Annotated in this window: 7 protein-coding genes; 1 reads left to right on the plus strand and 6 read right to left on the minus strand. The window is 36.4% G+C overall.

Going from position 1 to position 5,682, the window contains the following annotated elements; all coding sequences use genetic code 11:
- Positions 1–245: 245 nt before the first annotated feature.
- The 6 genes from AACY61_RS07795 to umuD all read right to left on the minus strand — a co-directional run bounded on the left by AACY61_RS07795 (position 246) and on the right by umuD (position 4,254).
- Entirely contained in the window at positions 246–800 is a 555-nt protein-coding gene (locus AACY61_RS07795; RefSeq protein WP_339611012.1) for a hypothetical protein, read from the minus strand.
- A 60-nt stretch (positions 801–860) separates the two neighbouring features.
- Positions 861–1,124, minus strand: coding sequence for a hypothetical protein (locus AACY61_RS07800; RefSeq protein WP_339611013.1), 264 nt, complete (start codon positions 1,122–1,124; stop codon positions 861–863).
- A gap of 317 nt (positions 1,125–1,441) precedes the next feature.
- The gene (locus AACY61_RS07805) at positions 1,442–1,906 is read right to left on the minus strand and encodes a hypothetical protein (RefSeq protein WP_339611014.1); all 465 of its coding nucleotides are present in this window, start codon (positions 1,904–1,906) and stop codon (positions 1,442–1,444) included.
- 58 nt (positions 1,907–1,964) lie between these two features.
- Positions 1,965–2,270 carry a hypothetical protein gene (locus AACY61_RS07810; protein ID WP_339611015.1) on the minus strand — a complete coding sequence of 102 codons (306 nt, stop codon included), beginning with the start codon at positions 2,268–2,270 and terminating at the stop codon, positions 1,965–1,967.
- Positions 2,271–2,544: 274 nt separating this feature from the next.
- Positions 2,545–3,804, minus strand: coding sequence for a Y-family DNA polymerase (locus AACY61_RS07815; protein ID WP_339611016.1), 1,260 nt, complete (start codon positions 3,802–3,804; stop codon positions 2,545–2,547).
- Positions 3,805–4,254 carry a translesion error-prone DNA polymerase V autoproteolytic subunit gene (gene umuD, locus AACY61_RS07820; protein WP_339611018.1) on the minus strand — a complete coding sequence of 150 codons (450 nt, stop codon included), beginning with the start codon at positions 4,252–4,254 and terminating at the stop codon, positions 3,805–3,807.
- Between the two features lie 56 nt (positions 4,255–4,310).
- Between umuD and AACY61_RS07825 the strand changes: the two genes are divergently transcribed.
- Complete coding sequence (locus AACY61_RS07825; protein ID WP_339611020.1) at positions 4,311–4,478, plus strand: hypothetical protein; 168 nt, start codon at positions 4,311–4,313, stop codon at positions 4,476–4,478.
- The last annotated feature ends 1,204 nt before the right edge of the window (positions 4,479–5,682 follow it).

Here is a 5,682-nt window from a genome sequence, read left to right on the forward strand (position 1 = left end):
TGATAGTAATTTTTTGAAATTTTTGCATACCATTTTCAATGATGTACTGTTGAGCATACTCATCAACTAATTTTGATGCTCCAAATTTTAACATTAAATCATACATATCATTTCATTTTAAAGTTAGAAAAAATATTTCTCATATTTGAAAATTTTCAGGTGTTGTCAACAATGCTACATAACAAGTTTATATTAAAAACACAGTGAAATTTATTGCTGATTTTACACGCACCAGTTTTATTGATTTATATATTTTTTTTTAATACCAGGTTTGATAAATTAATAAGCTCGGTTTCTTCAAAGGTTTTTAGTGTTATACATCTTTCGTCATTAATTTCAGGACATTCTTGAATTATTACTTGCTTTTTAATTTCAAGGTTGTTATCAATCTTGATCACCGGGTCGTTTGTATATATATAATTTGTCGGAACATTATTTTTGACACGATGTATTTCATAATAAAGAATTATTGATTTTTTGTAGATTTCATCGAGAAAGCTTTTTTTATCTAACAACAGTATCCGGAGTTGTCTAATGCGAATGCCTCCAGAATATCCATACTCATCATCGAGAATGAGAACGTCTGTGTTATTGATTTTTTGAATCTGATAATCTGGGGGATATCCCCATTGCCCCCCAAAAACAGAGTCAGTTAACTTCCCATTGCTTACAATTAATTTCCCAGTGCATTGCCTACAACTGGACTCACTACTAACTTGCTTAATGACAATTTTATCTTGTGAATAGCTGTTGCCTATGAAAAGAAATGAAACAGCAAATAAAATTAAATGTTTAATCACTATAACTATTGAGTGTTTAAGGGGTGGTTTATTCGGTATTTTTAAGTTCTTGTTTAATTGTTAGCGTTCTTGTTTAATTGTTAGCGTTCTTGTTTTATTGTTTAAAACATACTCATATTCTGATAGTATTTCATTGTAAGTTTCATTGAATTTTAGCATCAAAGAACCCTCTACCATCATACTTCTGCTGATGGGCGGAAGATTTACCGGCCAAATCAGAGTTTGCTTGAAAAGTTCAAAATTATTTTTCAGCCAGGTTTTTTCATCGTAGTTGTCACTGTTAATACTTGACAACGCTTTTAGAAATAGATTTTCATCAAGCATCTAAAAATAATTTAATTTTGATATATTGACTCTTTGACCTTACTAAGTCTAATTGCTCTTTAAAAAGCCTGCTTTAAAGGGGTTATTAGTTTATTGCCAAGGCATTAAAACATAATATATATGCCATTTTACCCGACTTTAATTCTCCTATTCTCAAAGATATAAAAAAAAGGATTTGGTATATATAAGAAATTACTGAATTGGATAAATAAAATAAAAGTGGTTTAAATTGACTTTTGAATGAAAGAAACTGATGTTGCTCAAAAGAAACGGGAGTGTAGAAAGGTGATTAGTTTTGAGTTATATTAAATCGTAATTTATCCAAAATCATTTCCAATCCTCCATGTACCTCCATCATCATTATCAATTTGTCTATTTAAGTCATCTGCTGCTTTATTCCAATCAACACCACCATTATATTTCCCGCTTGAAGAAAAATGAGCTTCCATGGCATCGTCAAAATTTGCTTTAATATCCAGTTTAATATTCTGAATTAATTCATAATTGAAAATTTCATTTGGAAACTCCATTGCAATTTTATCTATACCAAATCTATTGCAAAAATATTCGTAATTGTACTTTATATTTTCATCATCATCATCCAAAACACAGAGGAAAGATATGATGTCGACTAAACTTTGTGCAATTCTTTTAGCATAAATTTTATTACCGCCTTTTGAAAGTTTTCTTTTCTGAATTTGAAAATCAAATTCAGAATTAAAAAAATCAACTTCATTACCGATGTCATTACCGTTCACAACTTGATATATGTAGAAAGGCATAAGATTTGTTTTTATTTAATAATAAATATCTCTATCATATTAATTTAAATTTTACAATTTAAACTAGTTTATTTAATTCTTCTTTAGCCCACTTAAGATTTTTAAGGGCGATGGGGTATGTATAACCTGGAATTAATTCGATAATTGCAATTGCCTTTTGAAAATATTGAATTGATGACTCCAATAAATACTTATTTCTTTGATTAATGCCTATATGAGTTTGTGCTATACCTATATTGTTATAAGCAATTGCATTATTTGGATAGTGAACTAAAACCTGACGTAACAAAACAATTGCTTCATTATAAGAAGCTTTATCTAAACACTTGAGACCATCATTAAAATAAGTTGATACTATGTTCATTATATTTCTGTGTTAAATTATAACAAATATAAAACAATAAACTTATATATTTCAACAGTTTAGCTGTTTAGTAATTGTAATTAAAGCATAATATAGCATTATTAATTTTACGGGTTAACTTTGACCCGTACAACTATTTAATTTTTGTTTTGTCGTTTTCAGCTTAAACCCAAACTTTGAACATAAAAAACAACATTATTTACTTTATATATTAAGGGGATAATGATATACCTTTTGCGTATTAGGATCTCAGATTAGATATTCTAAATTATGTTTAGACGTTGATATTTAGTATTTCATTGATGTTAGTTGAGTATCGTGGGGATAGTTTTTCCTGTTTCATTTTCCATTGGCGGCCGAGGGACTGGCTGCCGAATTTGATTTTATTGTTTCCGTAGGCTTTGTTGAGTCGGTCAACGATTTGCATAATTGGATCGTGTTTGGGGTTGCTTTCTGTGAAGAGGGAGAGTTGTTTTTGGTTTGTGGGTGACAGGCCCATTACTATTACTCCTGCTTTTTTGTAGTGGTAGCCGGGTTTGTAAATGGCTTTGAGGCCTGCCTGGGCGTATTTGATGAGGTCTATGCTCGAGTTTGTAGGGTAATGAGTGTTGATGACGATGTTGCGGCCGTATTGGGGTAGGTCTTTTCGGAAGCCGTTGGTGTGGAGGAACACCATTATCAGGTTGCAGTGTGAGTCTTGCCGGCGGAGTTTTTCTGCGCAGGAAACGGCGAATGTGGCCACACGTTCATCAATGTCGTTGATACTGGTATACATTTTCTCAAAGGAGCGTGTGGTGGCGATCATCTTTTTGGGGTTTTTGACTTCGAGGGGGAGTGTTGGTTTTCCTTCGAGGTCGTGTTTTAATCTGAGGCCTACCACGGCCATATTTTTACGGACCCAGTTGTCAGGGAGTTGGGTGAATTGCCAGGCGTTGTGGATATTTTTTGCTTTGAGCCTTTTGGCGTGTTGCCGGCCGATGCCCCATACATCTTCGATGGGGAGCCATTTGAGTGCTTTGATTCGTTTTTCTTCGGTATCGATGAGGTGTACACCGTTGGTTTGTTTGTCAAACTTTTTTGCTATTCTATTAGCGACTTTTGCCAGGGCTTTTGAGTGAGCAAAACCGATGCTGATGGGGATGCCGGTGCCTTGGGTGACCCTTATTTTCATTTGGAAACCGATGTCATGAAGGTCAAATTTCTCGAATCCATTGAACTGGAGGAAGGCTTCGTCGATGCTATAGATTTCGATATCGGGTGTGAATTCCCTGAGTAGGTTCATCACGCGGTTGCTCATATCACCATAAAGGGCATAATTGGATGAGAATACGTTGATGTTGTGTTGCTCGAAAGTATTTTTGTATTCAAATGCCGGTGCACCCATTGGAATGCCGAGGGCTTTGGCTTCGTTTGATCGCGCAATCACGCAGCCGTCGTTGTTAGACAGCACCACAACGGGCTTGTTGTTGAGCGCCGGGTTAAAGACCCGCTCGCAGGATGCGTAGAAGTTATTGCAATCGACCAGGGCAAACATTTACAGGTATTTTATTACGTTGATGACTATTCCCCAGATTATGAGTTCGTTTTCATCGGTTACTTTGATGGGTTTGTAGTCGGGGTTTTCGGCTACTAGCCAGACGCAGTCTTTTTCTACTTTGATACGTTTGACTGTGAATTCGCCATCGATGTAGCAAACGGCTATTTTGTTATTTGTTGGATCCAGGCTTTTATCGACAATAAGGATATCCCCATCGCTGATGCCTACATCTTGCATTGAGTTTCCGGAGACTTTTACCAAGAAGGTGGTGTATTGGTTTTTGACCAGGTGTTTGTTGAGGTCGATGTTGAGGTCCAGAAAATCATCTGCCGGGGATGGGAACCCTGCGCTTACTTTACTGAAAACTAATGGGATTTCGACTTCGCTAGTAACCGAGGCGTTGTAAAAAGTGAGTGGGTTTTTATGTTGCAGTTTTCTTAGATTCATACTGCAAAATTAAATGGTATTTTTGGATTATTTCCAAGTTTTGTGGGATTTAACTTTTGGGAGGTTTTATTTATGACTGTGTTTTAACTGACGGGGTTGCTTCTCCTCCTTCGGTGGATCGCAATGACGTTTATTATTTACGGAACCCGGGACTATTTGCTCAGAAATGGGCAATTTATGGTGTTGAGTTGCCTAAACGTGAAAGAGAAAGAGTGCTTTTTTAAAATTTAAGAAATGCTATATTTTCAATTATTTGACTTCTGAGGCTGGCGGCGCTCACGGTCCTCACCCTGCCTACAGTAAACTTTCGGCAGGCAAGGCCCCCAGCCCCCTCTCCTAAAGAGAGAGGGGGAATAATTTTGAATATGCTAATAGAATTTTGCTAGAGTGTGTGCTGCCGGCCGTTGTGGGATTGAGGGTTTTGAATTATTGATTCACTTTTAAAAAAGCACTTTTTCTAAGCGGTGCTAAAGGCTGGTGCAACTACTGGTTTTAAATGTAGAAGTATACCTATTTGATACTTTTTATTATGTAAACGCATTGCACCTGCCTTTTGCACATTTATGGTGATAAAAGGAATTGCCCATTTCTGAAACCGCTGAATTGGGTGGGTGGGCATTTTATGCTGAAACGGAAATGCTTGTTTGAGACGTGATCTGTTTTAATGATGATTTTACATAACTTGACGAGTTTGCTTCGATAAAAATGACGCTGCGCTTATTTTTTCTCGCAATGACCGTTTTATGTTTCACTTTTGGAATTAAAAAGACGAAGCTGCGCGTCGGAAAAGCGGCTATTTTACATAATGGAGTTTTAACTTCAAAAAAAATTACCGCTTAATAATATAGTTGCATTTTTTTTGAATTAAAACTAGCCGTTATGTAAATATAGCTTGGGGTGGTTTTTTGTGGCGGGATTTTTTGCTTATGCGGCTGGGGCAGCTCTTTGTGGCGTTGCGGGATTGCTTCGCTACGCTCGCAATGACCGTTAATCGCAATGACGCAATGTGCTGCTTTGGTTTGGGGGCAAAAATCGTGCCGCAAAAAACCACAGAAGTGGGGCGCGCGGAGGGTTGCAAAAGACAGAGGAAGCCCGGAATGGGATGAATGTTAGGTGTTTTAATGTATTTATGATTTGAGTTTGATTGACGAGGTCCCCGCCTACGCGGGGATGGAATGAGGGCGCTGGGTTTTGCAACCCGGGGAGTTTATAAATTAAAGCATAATTAATTGTTCCGTTATCTGCTCCCCCATTAGCAACGTCGAGTTTTAGATTAAGAGGAGAAAACCTCCAATAAATCCAAAAAAATAGTTGATTGGTTATTTTATTCGATAATTTTGCAAAATGTATTATAGAAGAAAAATTGTATTCGCATTATTAGAGAATTTTGAAGAGGGACTAGAAAGTACACGACTTCAAAAGTTAGTA

It is taken from the genome of uncultured Planktosalinus sp., from assembly GCF_963973675.1.
Classification (GTDB): Bacteria; Bacteroidota; Bacteroidia; order Flavobacteriales; family Flavobacteriaceae; genus Planktosalinus.